Genomic DNA, 18,649 nt, shown 5'->3' on the forward strand with positions numbered 1-18,649 from the left:
TTTTTTAATCTCCTGAAAAGTTTTCTACCAATACTTCGCGGTATGAATTAAATATCTTTGATTTCGACATAAAGCCGACATAGCGTCCTTCTTCATCCACAACCGGCAAGTTCCATGCTTTCGTATCGTCAAAGATACCCATGATCTGCTCCATCGGTGTCCCGATCTGTATCTTTGCCGGAGCCGACACCATAAACTTGGATACATGAAACCTGTTATATAACTCCGGACGGAACATAATGTTGCGGATATTATCCAATAGCACGACTCCTAATAAAACACCCTTTTCATCGATCACCGGGAAAATATTTCGTCCGCATTTCGCAATGACTTTCACCATATCACCCAACGACATTTCCGGTGAAACGGTCTGGAAATCTTTTTCAATCACACTGTCCGTATTCAGCAAAGTCAGAACGGCACGGTCCTTATGGTGCGTAAGCAGCTCCCCTTTCTGAGCCAGACGCATTGAATAGATACTATGAGGTTCAAACATCAGAATAGTCAGATACGAACTGATGGAAACGATCATCAACGGAAGGAAAAGATCGTATCCACCGGTAAGTTCCGCAATCAGGAACACACCCGTAAGCGGAGCATGCATAACCCCCGACATGATTCCTGCCATTCCCAACAGAGCAAAGTTCTTCTCAGAAATATACATGGTGAAGGGAAAGTAATTGGAAGCATGTGCAAAAAGAAATCCGGAGATACAACCCAAATACAAGCTAGGTGCAAATATACCACCACAACCGCCACCGGCATTGGTCGCACTCGATGCGAACACTTTTGTCAGCAGGATCAGGAACAGGAATACAAGAATCCCCCAATAGGTATCATTCAGGTTATAAAACAAACTCTTGTCCATAATATGCGAGAACTGCCCGTTCAGCAGCGAACCGATCGTATCGTAACCTTCACCATACAGCGGCGGGAACAGGAAGATAAGCACACTCAGCATAACACCGCCCAGCAGGAACTTCTTCCAGTAAACGCCCAGTTTGCGGTACATTCCTTCTACCCGGTTCATCACCCGTGTAAAGTACAAAGAAACCAATCCGCAGAAAACACCCAGTAACAACACATACGGTATACGTTCAATCTCAAATACTTCAGTCTGCGAGAATTTAAACATAGCTTCCGTACCTGTAAAGATATAGGAGACCGTAGCCGCCGTCACCGATGAAATCAGCAAAGGCAATACCGATGTCATGGTCAGGTCGAGCAACAACACCTCGATCACAAAGACCAGTCCGGCAATCGGCGCCTTAAAAATACCGGCAATCGCACCGGCTGCCCCGCAACCGACCAACAGCATCAATGTCTTCTGCTCCATACGGAACAAACGCCCCAGGTTAGAACCGATAGCAGCTCCCGTCAATACGATCGGGGCCTCCGCTCCTACTGATCCGCCAAAACCGATCGTAACCGAACTCGCCACAATGGAAGTCCAGGTATTATGAGGCTTGATGCGGCTCTTGCGCTGCGAAATGGCATACAGGATCTTTGTCACCCCATGACTGATATCGTCGCGTACAATGTATTTCACGAACAAACCCGCCAGCAAAATACCGATCACCGGATAAAGCAGATACAGGTAGTTCACCCCGCTTACATCGAAATTGCCGGTAAGAAGATGTTGTATCAGATGGATCAATTGTTTCAGGATGATCGCAGACGCAGCCGTACAGATACCGACCAGAAAACTGATCACCAGAATAAAATGCTTTTCTTTTATATGCTTGTCCCTCCATAACAGGAACCTGTAAAATAAACCTTCTTTTGCCATTTCAAATACCTTTACCAGTAAACACCGTCCGCACTGTAAAAATCAATATGGTTATATCCAGTACCAACGACATATTTTCATAATATAATACATCATACTTTAAACGCTCTATCATCTTATCGACATCATTGGCATAGCCATATTTCACCATTCCCAACGAAGTGATACCCGGTCTTACATTATGCAACAAATAATAATAAGGCGCTTTTTTCACGATTTGATCGATAAAAAACTTTCTCTCAGGCCGCGGGCCGACAATCGACATATCCCCTTTCAGCACATTCCAAAACTGCGGAAACTCGTCTAACCTATATTTCCTCAGAACATGACCGAAAGGAGTGATCCTTTTATCCTTCTCCGAAGCAAGCAGAGGGCCTTTATCCTCCGCGTCGATATACATCGTCCGGAATTTATAGATATAAAAGGGCTTTCCCATATACCCGATCCGTTCCTGCCGGAAAAACACCGGTCCGGGCGAATCCTTCTTCACCCGCCAGGCTATATAAAGATACATCGGCGAGAGCAGCACCAGTACCAACGCAGATAAAACTTTATCCATCACATACTTGATATTCTTTTCAACTGCCGATAGATTATTTTCCGTCACATTCACCAAAGGAATACCCCGGATCGTCTTTATCTTCACCTGCGACAACATACTTAGCTTATCCGCCAAAACCTTTATCGGCAAACCATAATAATAAAGCGAATAAAGAATGGTAAGCTGTTTCTTGTCATCGTCCGTTTCAGCCGCCAACACCAGTTCGTCGATATTCTTGTCTGCTATAACCGATGCCAAATCAGATAACGTCCCGACCACCTCTTCTTTTTTCACCGACAGCGGCGTTACTTCATCTTCGGGTATGAACCCGGAAATATGAAATCCCAACCGGTAAAGATCGCCGGCAATACGGGCAGCCCTCGCTCCGGCTCCGATAATCAGGACATTCATCGCCCACTCCCGGCTCTTGATCTTTCGCAAACCGCTTTGTGTGATTATCAGACGGGGAATATAAGTCATAAAAAACTGTAATCCCAAAAGAGCAAAGAACAGCTCATAATAAATATGAAAAGAACGGGGCAAGTCATTCAGCACCACCACGAAAAATATAAAAACCACTCCGATCAACACAGTCACGAACGTGGAGAATAACTCCGTCAGCCTCGACTTACCCAGCGGTTTGTTGTAGTAACCTGAAAAATAATACAATATCAGCCAGAAGAATGGTACGAACAACTGTCCTTTCAAGACCTGTATGTAGGTCAGATAGTTAGTAAAAGAAGTAGCCACCTCATACATGGCCATCTCTTCAAAACGCAGCCAGTTGAATAAAAACCAGACGACCGCCGCCGATACAAAATCCGATACGATGTATTTTACTGCCTGTCTGTTTCTTTTCATTATTACCTGATCACCTGAATAAGACCTCCGGCACCCAGTTTAAGAATGTTCGACGGTTGTGCCTTGCCCATATCATCCTGACGATAAGAAACGATGTAGTCGACGCCATCCTTTATCACCTCGGACACTTCAGAGAAATTAGCAGGAGAAGGATCTCCGCTCACATTGGCTGAAGTCGAGACCAACGGCTTGCGGAAACGTTCGCATAACCGACGTGAAAACTCTTCATTGGTTATACGTATGCCGACACTTCCGTCGTCTGCCAACAGGTTTTCAGCCAGATTCTTTGCATTGGAATAAATGATAGTCAGCGGTTTATCCGCCACTTCGATCAGATCCCAGGCTATATCCGGAATATCATTCACATACATATTTAGTTTGGCCGAGCTATCCATCAGGACCAGCATAGCCTTATTGTCAGCTCTTCTCTTTAGGTCGTACACACGCTGTACGGCTTTCTCATCGGTCGCATCGCAACCAATTCCCCAGATAGTATCTGTAGGATAAAGAATTATCCCTCCCGCCTGCATCACCTCACAGGCTTTTTTTATATCTTCCGTCATTGTTTTTTAAAATATTGTGACAAATATACAGGTTTATTTTCCAACTAACTATATAAACGGGGAAATAATTATATGCCATATTCATCGATATTCTCCATTTTAATTTCTAACTTTACGGGTTCAAAAGAAGAAGGGTATTCACCCTCGATGATAATGTGATTCAATCGACACATTATCTGCGATAAGGAAAAAGAAAAAAACAATATATAATGATTAACAAATGGAATTTTCAAACCCCTACAGAAGAAGAATTACGTAAGAGAGATGCACTGGCAGCCGAAATCGGCTTCAGCCCGATCATCTGCCTGCTGCTTGTTCAGAGAGGGATCACGACGGCTGAAGAGGCCAGAAAATTCTTTAAACCCAACCTGAACGACCTGCACGATCCGTTCCTTATGCCGGATATGGATAAGGCGGTAAAGCGGTTGAACAGAGCCTTGGGGAATAAAGAAAAGATTCTGATCTACGGCGATTATGACGTGGACGGTACAACAGCCGTATCGCTTGTCTACAAGTACCTGAGACCTTATTCTTCATCCCTGGATTATTATATCCCGGACCGTTATGATGAAGGATACGGCATTTCTTACAAGGGGATCGATTATGCCTCCGACAACGGAGTCTCATTAATTATTTCACTCGATTGCGGAATCAAGGCTATCGAAAAGATCGAATATGCCAAAGGCAAAGGTATCGACTTTATCATCTGCGACCACCATATGCCGGATGATACACTGCCGGATGCCGTGGCTGTACTGGATGCCAAACGGGTGGATTCCATCTATCCCTATGAGCATCTGTCGGGTTGCGGCGTAGGCTTTAAATTTATGCAGGCATTTGCCAAAAGCAATAACTTCCCGTTCTCGGAACTGGAAAAACTGCTGGAACTGACAGCCGTCAGCATTGCTTCCGACATCGTGCCTATCACCGGTGAAAACCGTATCCTGGCCTATTATGGACTAAAACAGCTGAACAGTAACCCGAGCCTGGGACTGAAAGGTATCATCGACATCTGCGGACTGACCGGAAAAGATATAACCATCAGCGACATCGTTTTCAAGATCGGTCCTCGCATCAATGCGTCCGGACGAATGATGAACGGAAAGGAAGCAGTCGAACTGTTACTGGCAAAGGATGTGGAATCGGCGCGTGAAAAGAGCGAAAACATCAATCAATACAACGACGAACGCCGGGAGCTGGATAAGAAGATAACCGACGAAGCGAATGCCATCATCGATGAATTTGCCAATATGGAGGACCGGAAAGCGATTGTCGTTTACAACCGCGGATGGCATAAAGGCGTGATCGGCATCGTCGCTTCCCGCCTGACGGAGAAATATTACCGTCCGGCAGTCGTACTGACCAAATCGTCCGAACTGATTACCGGTTCCGCCCGCTCGGTCACAGGTTTCGATATTTACAAGGCGATCGAGAACTGCCGCGACCTGTTGGAAAACTTCGGAGGACACACCTATGCTGCCGGCCTTTCCCTGAGAGAGGAAAACCTGGATGCTTTTACCGAACGTTTCCTGAAATTGGCTGCCGACGAAATTATTCCGGAACAGATGACTCCGCAAATCGATATCGATGCGATTTTGGATCTGAAAGATATCAATGCCAAGTTCATGAGTGAACTAAAGAAAATGAATCCTTTCGGTCCGGACAACCAAAAACCGGTGTTCTGCTCGCTGAACGTAAAAGATTACGGGACAAGCAAACTGGTCGGAAAGGAACTGGAACACATCAAACTGGAACTGATAGACGACAAGTCGAACACGCCGATCCACGGTATCGCATTCGGAATGCATCAGCACAGCACACATATTAAAGGTATGAAACCTTTCAATATCTGCTACACGATCGAAGAAAATACATATAACGGTAACACGACCTTGCAGCTCATGATTAAAGACATAAAGGTCGATGACATATGAAGGAAACCGGTGGACGTCTACCATAAGATATTAGAAAAGTATTGGGGATACCCTGCTTTTCGCCCTTTGCAGGAAGATATTATTCACTCCGTTTGTGAGGGAAAAGATACACTCGGGCTGATGCCGACTGGGGGAGGCAAGTCGATTACCTTCCAGGTGCCGGCATTGGTCATGGAGGGAATATGCATTGTCGTGACCCCTTTGATCGCTTTGATGAAAGACCAGGTCGACAATCTCCGCAGACTGGGAATCAAAGCGACTGCCGTCTATTCAGGAATGACACGACAGGAGATCATCGCCCAACTGGAGAACTGTATCTTCGGCGATTACAAATTCCTGTATGTTTCTCCCGAACGGTTAGGGACCGATATATTCAAGAGCAAGCTGCAGGCGATGAACGTCAACCTGCTGGTCATCGACGAAAGTCATTGTATCTCGCAATGGGGATATGACTTCCGTCCCTCCTATCTGAGCATTGCCGATATCCGTGAGGAACTTCCCGGGGTACCGGTACTCGCCCTGACAGCCACAGCCACTCCGGAAGTGGTCAACGACATTCAGGAACGGCTGCATTTCAAGGAGAAAAATGTATTCAAGAAGAGTTTCGTACGGAAAAACCTCTCGTACATCGTACGGCAGACCGAGGATAAACTAAACTCACTGGTCTATATTTTGGGAAAAGTGCCCGGAACGGCTATCGTGTATGTACGTAACCGGAAACGGACCAAGGAAGTGGCAGTCATGCTCCAACAGGCGGGTATTTCAGCAGACTTCTTCCATGCCGGACTCAACCGGGATGAAAAGAACCTGCGTCAAAGCCGTTGGAAGAACAACGAATGCCGGGTAATCGTATCGACCAATGCATTCGGTATGGGTATCGACAAGCCGGATGTACGCCTGGTGGTTCATTTGGATATGCCCGGATCGCTGGAGGAATATTACCAGGAAGCCGGACGTGCCGGACGTGATGAACAGAGGGCTTATGCCGTTGCGTTATGCTCCAATATAGATTGTACGAAACTAAAGAAACGACTGGCGGACGAGTTTCCGGACAGGGATTTTATCTGCCGGGTCTATGAAGCCCTGGGCAATTATTATCAGATAGCGATGGGCTTCGGACTGGATACGGTACACGATTTCTCACTCGTCGATTTCTGTACGGCCTATAAGTTTTCGCATTTACAGGCACACCATGCCTTGAAGATACTGGAACTGGCGGGCTACATAGAGTACACGGAAGAACAAGAGAATGCTTCACGCCTTGTATTTACGGCTACGCGCGACGAACTTTACAAGTATCTGCATCAGGATAAGAAAACGGACGAGGTGATACAATGTATCCTCCGTTCCTATACCGGACTATTTTCGGATTACGTATATATTAATGAAGGATTGATCTCTACCCGGACCGGTTTAAGCCAGCAGGAAATCTACGATGTATTGATCGGCCTGTCCAAATACAGGATCGTAAATTATATTCCTCATAAGAAAACGCCTCTTATCATTTATACCCGGACCCGCGAAGAGCTTAAATACCTCTCCATCCCCCGTTCGGCCTATGAAGAGCGTAAAGAACGTTTCGAAAGCCGAATCAACCGGGTCATGGAATATATCAACGAAGACCGGATCTGCCGGAGCCGGATGCTGATTTCCTACTTCGGGGAAAAGGATCCTTCTGACTGTGGTTGTTGTGACGTCTGCCTGGCTAAAAACGATTCCGGTCTGAACAATCATACATTCAATGCCATACGCGACGCTTTGCTGAAAGCACTGGCGGACGGTCCGGCAGAAGCCAAAAGTCTGACGGAGAATTTACCTTTTCCTTCCGACAAGCTGATCACCGCCATTCGTTTCCTGGCTGAACATGATGAACGCTTTTCGCTGGAAGACGGAATAGTAAGCCTTACGAAAACGAACACTATGTCCGATAACGAACACAACGAAACGCAGTCGAGAACTGAATAACAATCATTTACCTTTATGGCACAGACTTTGCTATTATGAAAATCAAACAACAATAACAAAGTTCCTATGTATAAAGTCTATTTCAGGCAGGCAATGCAGATGCTGAGGCAAAACAAGTTTTTCAGCATCGTATATATAACCGGTACCGGCCTGGCCATTACAATGGTTATGGTACTGGCTATCTTATATTATTTCCGCACAGGGAATATTACGCCGGAAAGTAACCGCGACCGGATGATGATCATACAGCATGGTAAAATACTTAACAAAGAAAAAGGGCAGGGAAACGGAAGCAGCAAACTGTCCTACCCGACCATCAAAGAATGTTTTTATCCCTTGCAAAAACCGGAAGCCGTCACCGCCATCCTTCCGATCGGAGAACAGATAGAATTTATACAGGTTCAAGGAAACAACGATGTCTACAACGGGCTTGTGATGGGGACAGACGTTGCCTTCTGGAAAGTCTTCCAATTCAAATTCCTGTCGGGAAAACCTTATACGGAGGAAGAATTCACATCGGGAATCAAAAAAGCAGTCGTCAGTGAATCACTGGCCCGCCGGCTATTCAATACATCCGATGCAACCGGTAAAACATTCCTGTTAAATTTTGAAGAATACCAGGTGTCCGGTGTAGTAGAAGATGTCTCTTCCATAACAAAATACTGTTATGCCGAGATGTGGATACCCTTCACCAACCGCCCCGAACAGATACAGGGTAGTAAATGGTGCAATTATCTTTTAGGCCATATGATCGTGTGCATTCTGGCAAAAGAGCCGGGTGACTTCGATGCCATCCGGCAGGAAGCCGAAGAGCTTTGCAAACGTTACAGTGACGGAAATCCGCAATTCAACTACGTATTAAATGGCCAGCCGGACACGGTACTGCGTGCCTGGTTACACGAAGAAGACTCTTTCAACATGCCGGATTATCTGAAGATTTACCTGCAATTCGTATTAGTAGTGCTTCTGCTGTTACTGGTACCTTCCATCAATTTGACAGGTATGACTGCTTCACGCATGAAAAAACGCATGGAAGAATTGGGTATCCGCAAAGCTTTCGGTGCTCAGAACCGGACACTGCTTATGCAGATATTATACGAAAATCTACTGCTTACCTTATTAGGTGGACTGATCGGATTACTTCTTTCCTATGGCTTGATCTGTTCTCTGAAAGGATGGCTGCTGGGCAATTATGGCTGGGACGGAACTTCCCTGGTTGCTTCCATCGACCTTTCACCCGGTATGCTGATCAATCCGGCCATCTTCGGATATACCTTGCTCTTCTGCCTGGTTTTAAACCTGATGTCTGCCCTTATTCCTGCCTGGCGTGCACTCGGACGCCCCATTGTTGATGCTATAAACGATAAATAACAAGAACTATGATACAACATCTCTTAAAACTCATATGGAAACAACGCAGACAAAATGCCTGGATTGTAGCCGAATTGTTCCTTGTGTTCATTTTAGTGTGGTATATTATGGATTACTTTACCACGATCCGGTATGCCGATTCGATCGAAAATGCTTATAATATAGAAGATACTTATCAGATACGACTCACGACCGTTCCTGTAAACAGTCCGAATTACATCCGGTATGAAAACGCAGAAAAACAGCCTGTCGACCAGTATTTATCCATTATCGAACGTATCCGGCAATATCCGCAGGTAGAAGATGTTTGCCTGACACTCGACAGTAGCCCTTACAACCCCAGTTACATGGATAACCGGATGGGAAGGGACAGTTCCGAAATGGTCCAATTTCAATATTTGCCGGTTACTCCCTCCTACTTCGATGTATTCAAAGTCCGGTCTTTAGACGGAAAAGAACCCTCTTCCTTAAAAAATGCATTGACAGAAAAGGATATTGTCATTTCCCGTAAACTGGCAGAAACTCTTTTTCCCGACGGACAGGCTAAAGGACATTCCATTTACATGAATGATGACAATTCATTCCGCATAGGAGGTGTTTGCGGAGCGTTAAAACGGGATGATTACAGCCGGGAAGAAAGGGCGGCTTATTTTCTGTTGTCTACGTCCGGATTCAGTGATTGGGACGAGCGGCAACTCGCCGGATCACTGGGCATCAGCCTGCGGGCAAAGCCAGGACTTCGGCCCAAAGAGTTCATTTCCAATTTCCAGCGGGATATGAGGGAGCAGATAAATATCGGAAACTTTGTACTTTCCAAAGTGGACTCTTATGCTGATTTAAGGGACAGGCTCTATCTTACCAACGGAGTGACAGATGCCATCCGCTACCGGATAGCCTTTATGGTATTCCTGGTCTTCAATATTTTCCTGGGAATTATCGGTACTTTCTGGTTCCGCAACGAATACAGGAAACCGGAAATCGGCCTGCGCCTGGCGATCGGTTCCACACGCCGTCAGATATTACAAATGATGATCGGCGAAGGCTGGCTGCTGTTAAGCCTGGTAGCTATCCCTGCCGCTATCATTTGCATTAATATAGCCAAACTGGAATTTGTCGGGACGAATATCATGCCGGTTACGTTCTTCCGCATCTTTACCGGTTTAATTTCAACTTATCTGCTTATGGCACTCTTTATTACATTGGGCGCCTGGTATCCGGCTTACCTGTCGTCAAGAATAGCCCCGGCAGATACGCTACGGAGCGAATAAAGGACGAGACAGCGAGGTATTCTTTCAAAGGTAGTTATATACTAACAGTAAAGATACTACCCTTTCACTTGCCGACCACCGCCGTCAACCTTAACGACAGAGGTCAGTAAGCTTAACGAGCAACGTCGGTAAGCTTAACGAGCATCGTCGCAAAGCTATCAGGTAATATCTTTCGGGTTACTTGCATGCTTTTTAAAGGTTACCCGCTTGCCTACTTAAAGACTAAATTGAATAGGCTAAAGCAAAAAAGGTGAATGGTTTGATCGAACCATTCACCTTTTTTGCAAACCATTCACCAACTGTTCACCCGACCAATATCCTATATTGCAATATATTATGCCCGAAAGGTGAAGGGTGAATGGTTTTTCGCCAAATTCGTATGATATATCTATCTTATTTCTTTTCTTTATAATCTTTCCGGTAACTGCATTGCGTCTCAGTCGGGAAATCTTTCGGAACCTTCTGGGTGACTTTTCCTGTCGCTGCCCATTCTGCACCACGCAGCAACAAGACCTGGAAACCTGTACATTGCATAGCCGTATTATCTTCCACCGTAGCACCGGCATGTCCGAGCATGGTATGGAAAATACGCGCATTACCATAATCAACGGTAAAGACCAGCGGCTCCTCGCGCCCCGAACCTCCGGTTTCCTTATCCGAATAGGCCGTATAAAGCAAATCGCCTATATTGCCCGGACCACGCATGCGATCATACAGTTCATCCTTTGTATGACGCCACTTCAACGGCAATCCTTTCATGATGGGATTTTCCTTGTTACGTCCGTTCAATACATATTCATGCTGCTGGCCATGCGAACCGCCGGGACCGGCGGAGCTATCCTTGACCAGCTTTCCATCCTGCCAGTATACATATGGACCGGAATCTTCATTACGTCCTTCCCATCCTCCCAAAGCACATATCCTGTTAAACTCCGGCCATTTGGAAAAGGCATTATCTGCGGCATGATAAACGACAACTCCCCCGCCATTCTGTACAAATTCAAGGAAACGCTTATTGGTTTCTTCCGGCCATGAATCGCCGTTATAATCGAGCACGACCAATTCGTACGGTGTAAAATCCAGTACAAACCCCGACATATCCTGTCCTTGTGAAGGCGACACGGCAAAATCGACGGAGAAACGACCGGAGTTTTCCAGTATTTGTTTTAACACGACATGGCTAACCTGCCAATTATGATTGTTTTGTCCGGTGATCAGCAACGTCTTGATAGGTTTGCGTGCAGATACCGAGCACACACAGAAAAGGGAGAGCAACACAACCCATAGCTTTCCTAAGAATAAATGTTTCATGGTATAAATATGGTTTAAAGATTTGTTGCAGCAAATGTAATAAATATTGTACAAATGCCAATAAGTAAGAGGCATGACTTTGAATTAATAAAGTTTTAATTACATTTGTTCTTCTATTATTTAAACAAAAGAAATCGTGAAAAGGATTGTTATCATCGGGGCAACTTCCGGCATCGGCTACGAAGTGGCAAAGATATACCGCCAGTTGGGTTGGCGTGTCGGAGTAGCAGGACGTCGCCTGGAGCTGCTTGAGAAATTCAAAGAACAGGCACCCGGACAAATAGAAATACAGGAGCTCGATGTCACCAAGGCGGATGCAGTAGAGAAACTCCACCGGCTGATCGGAAAGTTGGGAGGCATGGACTTGTTCCTTCTCAGTACGGGTGTCGGCAGCCAGAACAGGGCATTACATCCGGACATCGAACTGGCTACGGTAAACACCAATGCCATCGGCTTTACCCGCATGGTCACTGCCGCTTTCAATTATTTCCGGGAAGAAGGTAAAGGACATCTGGCCGTTATCAGTTCCATTGCCGGGACGAAAGGTCTGGGAGCCGCCCCCGCCTATTCGGCTACCAAACGTTTTCAGAATACATATATCGATGCCCTGGCACAACTGGCAAGGATGGAGAAACTACAGATCGACTTTACCGATATACGTCCCGGCTTCGTTAAAACAGATTTGCTGAAGAATGATACATATCCTCTGCTGATGCGTCCGGAGCGGGTTGCCCAACGAATTGTACGGGCTTTGAAACGAAAAAAGCGCACTGTCATAATCGACTGGCGATATGTCGCCATTGTCTTTCTTTGGAATCTGATCCCCAAGTATATCTGGGAACGGCTGTCCATACATAATTGAATTTGTATATTTTTCCCGTAATCTCTACCTTTGTGCCCGATTATCAAAAATAAAAGGGGGACACAGGCGTGTGCCCTTACTTAAACAAATTGAAAAATGGGATTATTTATAAAGAAACCGTTAGCCGCCTTGCAGGCGGAAGCCAACGAATCGGGCAGTAAAACACTCAAACGGGTATTAGGCCCCTGGAGCCTGGTCGCCCTGGGCGTAGGGGTTATCATCGGAGCCGGACTATTCTCCATTACCGGAACCGTTGCTGCCGGATATACCGGACCTGCCATCACCTTATCATTCGCCATCGCTGCACTTGGCTGCTGTTTTGCCGGACTATGTTATGCTGAATTTGCCTCCATGATTCCGGTTGCCGGAAGTGCCTATACCTATTCATACGCCACTATGGGAGAACTGATCGCCTGGATTATCGGGTGGGACCTTGTTCTTGAATATACGGTAGCGGCGACAACGGTCAGTATCAGTTGGAGCCGGTATCTGGTCGTCTTCCTCGAAGGGCTGGGGATTCATCTGCCGCATGCTTTAACGGCTTGTCCGTGGGATGGCGGTATTGTCAATATCCCGGCTTTCCTGATCGTTGTCCTGATGAGCATTTTCCTGATCCGGGGAACGGAAGGAAGTTCGATCTTCAACGGGATTATCGTATTTCTGAAAGTTTCTGTTGTATTGGTCTTTGTCGCTTTAGGATGGAAGTATATTCAGACAGACAATTACGTTCCTTATATTCCGGCCAATACCGGCACTTTGGGAGAATATGGATTTTCAGGAGTTCTGCGTGGAGCTGCTATCGTATTCTTTGCCTTCCTCGGCTTCGATGCCGTATCGACTGCTGCGCAGGAAGCTAAAAATCCGAAACGGGATATGCCTATCGGTATTCTTGTTTCGCTGCTGGTCTGCACGATCCTTTACATGCTCTTTGCACATGTGATGACCGGAGTGGCGCACTACAGCCAGTTCAGCGGGCAGGAAGGCATTGCACCTGTTGCCGTAGCGATCTCCCACATGGGGCATGCGGATGCTGCCGGAGTGATACAGCCGGATTATCCGTGGCTGAATAAGGCGATCGTACTGGCTATCCTGTTCGGTTACTGTTCGGTCATCATGGTTACGTTATTGGGACAAAGCCGTGTATTTCTGAGTATGAGCCGCGACGGGTTGTTGCCTCCGTTCTTCTCGCATATCAATGAGAAATTCCGCACGCCGGCACGCAGTAATTTTCTGTTTATGTTGCTGGTCGGATTGCTTGCCGCATTCGTTCCTGCACAGGTTGCGGGAGAAATGACCAGTATCGGTACCTTGTTCGCTTTTACATTGGTTTGTGCCGGTGTACTGGTGGTAAGAAAGACGATGCCGGATGTGCAGCGGGCTTTCAAGACACCGCTCGTACCGTTCGTGCCGGTTGCAGGTATCGTCACCTGTCTTTGTATGATGCTTTTCCTGCCTGCCGATACCTGGATCCGCCTCGTGTTATGGATGCTTATCGGACTTGACATCTATGCATGCTACGGTATCAAACATAGCAAACTGGAATATATGCAACAGCATCGCAGAGGAAATCTGTCACTCAATATGATTGGGATAACCTTATCGGTATTATGCGTGATCACCGGGTTGTGGCATCAGCAGACGGTCGGTTGGGATGAGAGTAAGGTGTTGCTGATCATTTCATTTGTCTTTGCATTTACCCACCTGCCATTCTATATGATCAGGATATGGAAAGGGATGACACAAGCGTAGGACTTATCCCTCCATTCTCCTAAAAGTGAGCCGTTTGTTCATCGTGAAATTGACGGCTCCGTAAACAAACATGCCCAGGAATTGTGCCAGGTATTCATTCATGTCTCCGATCTCCACCATCAGTAGCAGAGACAGGAACTGAAGGCCATAGGCACATCCGAAAGCAACGAGGAAAAGAGGAATCTCCCGTTCGAACTTTCCGCTACGGGAAGAGAATATCCAGTACTTGCTCCAGCAAAAGTTATTGATCAACGCAGCTACATATCCGGCAATGTTCGACCATAGGTAATTACAGCCGATGCCACTCATCAGCACCCAGATAACCAGGGCGGTAATAAGTGCATTCAGTGTCCCCACAATGATAAAACGAAATATCCGTACCGATTCTTTCATATCAATCTCCCATAGGCCAGTTCAGCCATCTATCAGGGGCTATTTTAGGCATCTTACGTTAATTTTATTCATTTTTCCACGACAAATATACGTGATTTTAAAGAGAACGGAGCTTAATCCGTGGAATTATTCTTCATAAAAAACTTCTCGAAAAAGGCATCCCGGTAACTGTTGCCTATCGATATTTCATACTTTCCGATGAATACATCGTTGTTATCAAACGAATCAATATGGTCGGAATTAACGATATACGACTTGTTTGTCCGTAGAAAAACATCCTTCGGGAGCATCTCATGGATCGACTTCAGATTCATCTTCGTCACGATCCGCTGTTCGGGTGTCTGTATCACGACATAATCCTTCAAACCTTCGATGAACAGGATATTTTTCAGCTGTATCCTGAAATAACGCCGCTCCGCTTTCACAAAGATATGATCGGCAGAGACCGATTCCACCTGGTTTTTGCTGTTGTCCGTTTTCAACAAAGAATGATAGGCATGGGCTTTCTGTACCGCCCGTTTGAAACGTTCGATCTCGATCGGCTTCACCAGATAGTCGATCGCATCCACTTCATAACTGTCGAGGGCATATTCCGCATAGGCGGTAATGAAGATCACGAGTGTTTCAGACGGGATTGTCCGGGCAAACTCCAAGCCGTTTACGCCGGGCATCTTGATGTCGAGAAAGACCAGGTCGACCGGGCTTGCCTGCATAAACTTACCCGCAGAAACAGCATCCCCGAAACTCCCGCACAAAGACAACGCCGGTGTATCCTGTACCAACAGTTGGATGGCCTTACGGCCCAATGGTTCATCATCTACAATGATACAATTCATATAATTATCTATTTTAGTTTTAAACGGAGATTTATCGTATATGTTATGTCGGTTTCATCTATTTCCAGAGAACAATCCGTATCGTACAGAAGTTGCAGGCGACGGCGGATATTGGCAAGCCCTATCCCCCCTTCTGCCGCCTTTTCTTTCTGTTCCGCCGGTTTGGAGTTGAGGCAGATAAAGATGAGCGCAGCTTCCTCCACCTTGAAATAAAGATGCACATAAGACAGCTTCTCATTATCGTTATTATGTTTCACGGCATTCTCTACAAAAGGGATGAACAACAAAGGAGGAACGGTTATATCCGCAATCTTTCCTTCCGTCGAGATGATAAAATCGAAATTATCACGCCGTATCTTTTCTAGATTGAGATAGTCGTTCAGGAAATGGATGTCGTCTGCCAGGAATACCTTCTCTGAAGTGCTGTCCTTTAACTGGTACTTTAGCAGATCTTTCAGCTTGGAGAGGACATGCACTGCTTCCACCGGATTTTCCCGGATCAGGACATTCGCATTATTCAGCATATTGAACAGGAAATGCGGATTGATCTGATTCTTTAACTGTTCCAGTTCCGACTGCATCGTCGCATTCTTCAGTTCGTCGATCCGCTGCCCGTATTTCACGTAATCCTGGAAGACGATCACAGCCGAAGCACCGGCAATGATCAGGCACAATTGAATAATGGACGAGATGAAAAAGAAAGCGGCTAACCAAAATTGGAACAACTCATATTCTTCCTCAATCGCTTCTTTCCGCAATATATAAGAGAACAAAAGTGCCAAAAGAATCACCAACACAACAGAAATCACATAAGTTCCAACCTTATTTTTCAGCAATAAACGGGGTGTGAGGACAAATACGCTCAAATAGATCGGGACGAGCAACAAAGCACTCTGAATGACATTGCTTACCAGGAAGCGGCTGTCTTCTATTACATCGACATAAAAATTTACAGACAGAATGATTACGCTCAGAACGAACAGCAGGATATGCCGGCAAATCCTGTAACGAGGATCGACCAGCAAGCGTAACAGAAAACCGGATGTATTTTTCATAGCTTTATATACAAATTCGTTCTACAAATAGCTCCCTCATCCACCGTATCCAGCGTATAGGATTCTTTAAACAACAAGCTCAAGCGATGCCTTATATCTTCCAGCTCCCGACCGTTTTCCGGATCTTTATCCGTTATTCCCGGAGCAAAACAGATACAGGAAAAGAATAGCTCCTTTTCCCCGGCACGGAAAGTGAAATGAATATCCATCGGTGAACTTACCGACGGCAACAGTTTCACATAATAGATAGCAAACGGGATAAATAGCAAAGGCGGCACCAGTTTACGACTAAGTTTCCCCTCCTTCGTCACTGTAAAGTTCAAGCCCGTGTAACGAACCTTCGCCAGATCAAGAAAGTTTTCGATAAATGAAATTTCAGAGATAAGCAGTACCTTCTCCCGCTTTCCGTCATACAGCTGATAACGAAGTAGCTTACTCAATTTCATCAATATCATAGAAGCCTGCCCAGGGTCATTGGGTGTTTGTTCCCCAGCTTCGTCAAGCATATTGAAAAGGAACTCCGGATTTATCTGATCCTTCAAAGATTCCAGCTCCGTTTTCAGGCTCTCTTTCTCCAGTTCGTTCTTCCGCTTGCTGAACTGCATCCAACGGCGCAACAGAATCGTAATGGACGTCCCGGCAATCAGAAGTGCATACAGGAAGAAGTTTCCTGCTATTTCCATCGCCGGTATCCGGTCTTTATAGAAATAAGAATAATGTGTCGGCTCCTGGTCGTAATACCGTGTTACTCCATAATCGGCCCCCAAAGAGATCAGTATCATCAGGAAGATGAGCAGGGAGACAGTAATCGTGTAAAGCACATACCGGTTCTTCAACAGCAGTTCCGGCAACAAAACATACAGATGCAGATAAACTCCTCCCAGATAAGAAACAAGTAATGCCAGGCTAACATACCAAACCATATGATCCACCTGATCCAAAAAAACCGCGCAGGTAAGAAAAGGCAGATTGAACGACACGAACACGAAAAACAGTATAAGCAGCAAATGTCTCGCTACCCTGTATTTCCTGTCGATCAGAAAATTGATCATAAAACTATTATAGGTCCCTTCCGACTTCGGCATAACACGAACTTAATTTATATATGAGAAGTAAAGGTGGTACATTTCCCGGTAATAACAAAACGATCCCACCCGATTTATCAAAAACGTCATCGACTTAGAAACCATATTTCAAGACCAGACTTGCATAAAAGGAAGGCATGAAATGCGGATCATATTCGTCTCCTTTGAAGAATGCTTTCAATGTCCGGTCGCTATAATAAGCGGCACGGTAAGCCGACACTCCGACCGTCAGCGGGATGGAGAACGATTTCGACAAGACCAGTTCGGGTTGAAGTCCGCAGACGACATACTGCTGTGTAAATATCTGATCTTTCCCGCCATGCTCCACCAAAGCCATCATTCCGCCCATCGAAGCGACCAGCTTCAAGCGCATCAACTTATGCAGCTGGATACCGCCCGACAGCTCGATCCCGTCCATCATCGAGACATTCACCATATAACGTCCCTCGATCCGCCAATCCACGAAAGCTGCCGGAAAGACCATCGGATAACCGAACGTCGTATTCAACGCCAGTCCCATCCCCACATCGAGGTTCTCCCGCAGATGCCAAATCGCAGCTGCCATGCCCATTCCCATAAGATTATTGAAACGGATATACGACAGGTTGGGCGTATCCATGAATGTCCCCACCCCGACACTTGCCAGCAGCGACCATTTTTTATTCAACGGGCGGATATACGACACTGCCAGTTGGGCATTGAATATCTCTTTTAGATCGACATACCCCGCCAGGTTCTTGTTATTCATCGATGCGTACGTTGCGCCCACTCCCACCATCCAGGCGGTCGGATGGTTATTTTCATCCATCTTCATAGACAGGGGGATATTCACGCCTCCCTGTATCACCTTCATATCCCCTTTACCGCCAACCTTTTGGTTATCCGCATCGCGGAAGCCGGAAGAGCCGATATACTCAGTCTTCAGCCAAACCTGGGCATTCCCACACTGACATACAGAAACAAACAGCAAAATCATCCACAACCATGCAGTCTTCATACCTTATTCACTTTAAGTTTACAGTTTAATACGCTGCAAAACTATTCGAACAAAGCATGGCGCTGCCGG

The 18,649-nt window shown here is 46.0% G+C and carries 15 protein-coding genes; 6 read left to right on the forward strand and 9 right to left on the reverse strand.

Annotation, left to right across the window (positions count from 1 at the left end; all coding sequences use genetic code 11):
- Positions 1–4: 4 nt before the first annotated feature.
- Genes DXD68_RS02380 through DXD68_RS02390 form a run of 3 tightly spaced genes read right to left on the reverse strand, consistent with a single transcriptional unit; the run spans position 5 to position 3,754 of the window.
- Positions 5–1,789 carry a chloride channel protein gene (locus tag DXD68_RS02380; RefSeq protein WP_122360135.1) on the reverse strand — a complete coding sequence of 595 codons (1,785 nt, stop codon included), beginning with the start codon at positions 1,787–1,789 and terminating at the stop codon, positions 5–7.
- A gap of 1 nt (position 1,790) precedes the next feature.
- Complete coding sequence (locus DXD68_RS02385; RefSeq protein ID WP_122360136.1) at positions 1,791–3,191, reverse strand: sugar transferase; 1,401 nt, start codon at positions 3,189–3,191, stop codon at positions 1,791–1,793.
- A gap of 2 nt (positions 3,192–3,193) precedes the next feature.
- A complete protein-coding gene (locus DXD68_RS02390) occupies positions 3,194–3,754 on the reverse strand; it encodes an L-threonylcarbamoyladenylate synthase (RefSeq protein WP_122360137.1) in 561 nt (186 codons plus the stop codon).
- A 209-nt stretch (positions 3,755–3,963) separates the two neighbouring features.
- On the opposite strand from DXD68_RS02390, the gene recJ reads away from it, so the two are divergent.
- From recJ to DXD68_RS02410, 4 genes are all read left to right on the forward strand, one after another.
- A complete protein-coding gene (recJ, locus tag DXD68_RS02395) occupies positions 3,964–5,688 on the forward strand; it encodes a single-stranded-DNA-specific exonuclease RecJ (protein WP_122360138.1) in 1,725 nt (574 codons plus the stop codon).
- A gap of 9 nt (positions 5,689–5,697) precedes the next feature.
- Complete coding sequence (locus DXD68_RS02400) at positions 5,698–7,653, forward strand: ATP-dependent DNA helicase RecQ (RefSeq protein WP_122360139.1); 1,956 nt, start codon at positions 5,698–5,700, stop codon at positions 7,651–7,653.
- A 66-nt stretch (positions 7,654–7,719) separates the two neighbouring features.
- Positions 7,720–9,024: an ABC transporter permease gene (locus DXD68_RS02405; protein WP_122360140.1), complete on the forward strand. Its 1,305-nt coding sequence runs from the start codon at positions 7,720–7,722 to the stop codon at positions 9,022–9,024.
- Between the two features lie 8 nt (positions 9,025–9,032).
- Positions 9,033–10,292 carry an ABC transporter permease gene (locus tag DXD68_RS02410; protein ID WP_122360141.1) on the forward strand — a complete coding sequence of 420 codons (1,260 nt, stop codon included), beginning with the start codon at positions 9,033–9,035 and terminating at the stop codon, positions 10,290–10,292.
- Positions 10,293–10,685: 393 nt separating this feature from the next.
- Here the strand turns inward: DXD68_RS02410 and DXD68_RS02415 are convergent, their stop codons facing one another.
- On the reverse strand, positions 10,686–11,603 hold the full coding sequence (locus tag DXD68_RS02415) for a ThuA domain-containing protein (RefSeq protein WP_122360503.1): 918 nt from the start codon (positions 11,601–11,603) through the stop codon (positions 10,686–10,688).
- A 136-nt stretch (positions 11,604–11,739) separates the two neighbouring features.
- Between DXD68_RS02415 and DXD68_RS02420 the strand changes: the two genes are divergently transcribed.
- Together DXD68_RS02420 and DXD68_RS02425 are read left to right on the forward strand one after the other, a co-directional pair.
- On the forward strand, positions 11,740–12,465 hold the full coding sequence (locus tag DXD68_RS02420; RefSeq protein WP_122360142.1) for an SDR family NAD(P)-dependent oxidoreductase: 726 nt from the start codon (positions 11,740–11,742) through the stop codon (positions 12,463–12,465).
- A gap of 96 nt (positions 12,466–12,561) precedes the next feature.
- Complete coding sequence (locus DXD68_RS02425; protein WP_122360143.1) at positions 12,562–14,214, forward strand: amino acid permease; 1,653 nt, start codon at positions 12,562–12,564, stop codon at positions 14,212–14,214.
- 3 nt (positions 14,215–14,217) lie between these two features.
- Here the strand turns inward: DXD68_RS02425 and DXD68_RS02430 are convergent, their stop codons facing one another.
- The 5 genes from DXD68_RS02430 to DXD68_RS02450 form a co-directional block, all read right to left on the reverse strand.
- A complete protein-coding gene (locus tag DXD68_RS02430) occupies positions 14,218–14,607 on the reverse strand; it encodes a GtrA family protein (protein ID WP_122360144.1) in 390 nt (129 codons plus the stop codon).
- A gap of 113 nt (positions 14,608–14,720) precedes the next feature.
- Positions 14,721–15,443: a LytR/AlgR family response regulator transcription factor gene (locus DXD68_RS02435; RefSeq protein WP_122360145.1), complete on the reverse strand. Its 723-nt coding sequence runs from the start codon at positions 15,441–15,443 to the stop codon at positions 14,721–14,723.
- Between the two features lie 8 nt (positions 15,444–15,451).
- On the reverse strand, positions 15,452–16,498 hold the full coding sequence (locus DXD68_RS02440; RefSeq protein ID WP_199715356.1) for a sensor histidine kinase: 1,047 nt from the start codon (positions 16,496–16,498) through the stop codon (positions 15,452–15,454).
- Complete coding sequence (locus DXD68_RS02445) at positions 16,495–17,583, reverse strand: sensor histidine kinase (RefSeq protein ID WP_122360146.1); 1,089 nt, start codon at positions 17,581–17,583, stop codon at positions 16,495–16,497. Before DXD68_RS02445 ends, DXD68_RS02440 begins: the two co-directional genes overlap by 4 nt.
- 94 nt (positions 17,584–17,677) lie before the next feature.
- Positions 17,678–18,580, reverse strand: coding sequence for a DUF6268 family outer membrane beta-barrel protein (locus DXD68_RS02450; protein WP_122360147.1), 903 nt, complete (start codon positions 18,578–18,580; stop codon positions 17,678–17,680).
- Between the last annotated feature and the right edge of the window lie 69 nt (positions 18,581–18,649).

This window comes from Parabacteroides sp. TM07-1AC, from assembly GCF_003480915.1.
Classification (GTDB): domain Bacteria; phylum Bacteroidota; class Bacteroidia; order Bacteroidales; family Tannerellaceae; genus Parabacteroides; species Parabacteroides chongii.